This is a genomic window from Bacteroidota bacterium (genome assembly GCA_034723125.1).
GTDB lineage: Bacteria > Bacteroidota > Bacteroidia > CAILMK01 > JAAYUY01 > JAYEOP01.
Window position 1 is genome coordinate 1 of record JAYEOP010000344.1, and the last position, 2,514, is coordinate 2,514.

Annotated in this window: 1 protein-coding gene; it reads right to left on the reverse strand. The window is 31.1% G+C overall.

Features of this window, described 5'->3' with window-relative positions; genetic code table 11:
• Positions 1–173: 173 nt before the first annotated feature.
• Complete coding sequence (locus tag U9R42_09435; GenBank protein ID MEA3496243.1) at positions 174–1,349, reverse strand: hypothetical protein; 1,176 nt, start codon at positions 1,347–1,349, stop codon at positions 174–176.
• Between the last annotated feature and the right edge of the window lie 1,165 nt (positions 1,350–2,514).

A 2,514-nucleotide genomic window follows, 5' to 3' on the forward strand; every position in this document is an offset into this window, starting at 1 on the left:
ATTACAATATAACACAATTTAGGAAATATAGCAAGGAGATAGTAGCTGAAATAGATTCAAGAATTTTCTTCATCCCCCAATCACCCTTTTCGCCTCCTCCCAAAACTCAGGTTTTTCTTGCTTTGTTAGGTTATAGAATGAAAAATCCTTAGCAATGTAAATACTTTTCATAATTAAAAACGATTTTGGTTTCTATACTTTATACGAGCGAAAAGGCACAAAGTTATATAAAAAAGAGCAATTACAAAAATAAAAATAGTTATAGCAGAAAAATAGTTAGAAGAACCTCCAGACATATCAAACGGTATACGAATGCCAGTTGATGAGCCAAGTAGCCAGGCGGGGAAAAGAAAAAATATCAATCCAAATAAGAACCCTATGGGAATCAGAAAGCTCTCTATGGGAGAAGAAGCCGGATAATCACCCACATATTTACTAATTAACACTGAAGCTCCGAATAAGGCAAGAATTGTAAAAAGGAATATTCCTAAGATAATAAGCCTTCCCTTATCTAGCCTAAAAAATTCTTGCCAACTAATTTGAATGTTTAAAAAAATACATTTAGCTATATACGCTACATATCCTAAACCTATTATTAACATGACTAGAATACTAAGCCTAATAATACTAGCCGAAGAAACATAAATATCTTCAAAAACCGTAAAGAGTCTTGTGAAAACTTGCAAGGATAATAAAAAAAATGCTACCAAAAAAGCTCCAAATATTCCTGCATAGTTACTATCTTTATTCTTAAATTTTAGATACAATAAAAAAGATAGGAGAATTAATGGAGTAATGAATAATAAGAGAAACAAACACAACCTAAATTCATTCTTCACCTTGATATCCTTTTCTATATATCTTGAAGCTTCCTCAGCTGTCTCTACTAAATCTTTAATCTGCGGATTGATTTTTTTAATAATACTTTCCATTTGTAATTGAAGAGAGGAATCTTTTGAATCAATACAACATCTATTATCCTTCTGTTCTAAAATTTGCTTATGAAGTTTCTCTATCTCTTTAAGTTGTCTCGATATCGCATTGTATTTTTCATCCATGTTAAATTTACGACCAATATCGCCAAAACAGTCATCTGTTTTTGAACAACTATTAGATATCATGCTTTCCCATCTTCCTGGATCATGATTGCCTGGATCCTTATTCTTAACTACATTAATACGTATATTACTAATTCTTTCTTCTTTTGTTGGCCGGAATTCAGCTTCAAGTCTTTCAAAGATAAAATTACCAACAGTAATAATGGTTAATATTATTATTATAAACAAAAAACGTATTAATCCTGATGACTTATTTTTGTTTTTTCCTTTGTTAATTTTTAAATCATCCATTTTTTTATTTATTTTTTTATATTTATTATATGTAAGATACACTAGCGTCGTTTACAAAATTCGTTAGTTTTGAATAAGCTAACAATTGAGTAAACAACATTATGGTCATTTATAGGAAGACAAGATTAACACCTATTCAGAGAAAACAATTATCCGATGATTGCTGGAAAAAAATACGCGTATGCGATTTAATTAGAAAATATAACATTACTGCTCCTATTATATACAAGATCATCCACCAAGACAAGCACAGAGATTATACAATTCGTAAAAGTATTAATAAGAGATTTCGTTGTCTGCAATACAGGATAAAAAGACTTTCTAAGATTGAAAAGAAAGCAGAAGCTAAACTGGAAAAGCAAGCCAGAAGATACAACAAGAAATACCAGGGAGAAATGTTGTATTTTGATACTAAGAGATTACCATTACTTAAAGGAGAAAGTGTTACTAACCATAGCAAATATTTTTTGTGTCCATGGATGATTTTTCAAGAGAACTGTATATTGCGATTCTACCAGATAAAACCCAGTATTCAGCAGAAAAATTCCTAGAACAGGTATTAGATGAATGTCCCTATACCATTAAACAAGCCTATTCATATAATGGTAAGGAATACCGAGGAATGCCAGAGAATCACACTTTTATTAAACTTTGCAGATAAAGCAAGATTGAGCAAAGATTCACGAAAGTAAGAACCCCTAGAACTAACGGAAAAGCAGAAAGAGCAATTAGGACTTTAATGGAAATGTGACATGATAAGACAACATTTAAAAACAGGGAACATAGAAAGAAAGAATTGTTAAGGTTCACTAACTTCTATAATAACGTTAAACCGCATAAAGGAATTAATAATCAAACGCCTATGGAAAAACTAATTGATTACTTTTATCCCAATGAACTGCAAACAACGCTTGATAATCTAACACTTTGTTCTTATTAAAAGCTTCTAGAAAAAATATCATTCTTAGTTATTTGGTTTATTCCGTTTACCCTCCCCCAATCACCCTCTTTGCCTCCTCCCAAAACTCAGGTTTTGCCTGCTTTGTTTTTAGCCAATACCACCATTCTGCTCCTCGAAAATAAACTTTTTGAAAACCAGCTTTTCTGGCTTGCTCAATATTTTCTTTGAATTGATCTAGACTCATTAATTTCAACTGATCATCTA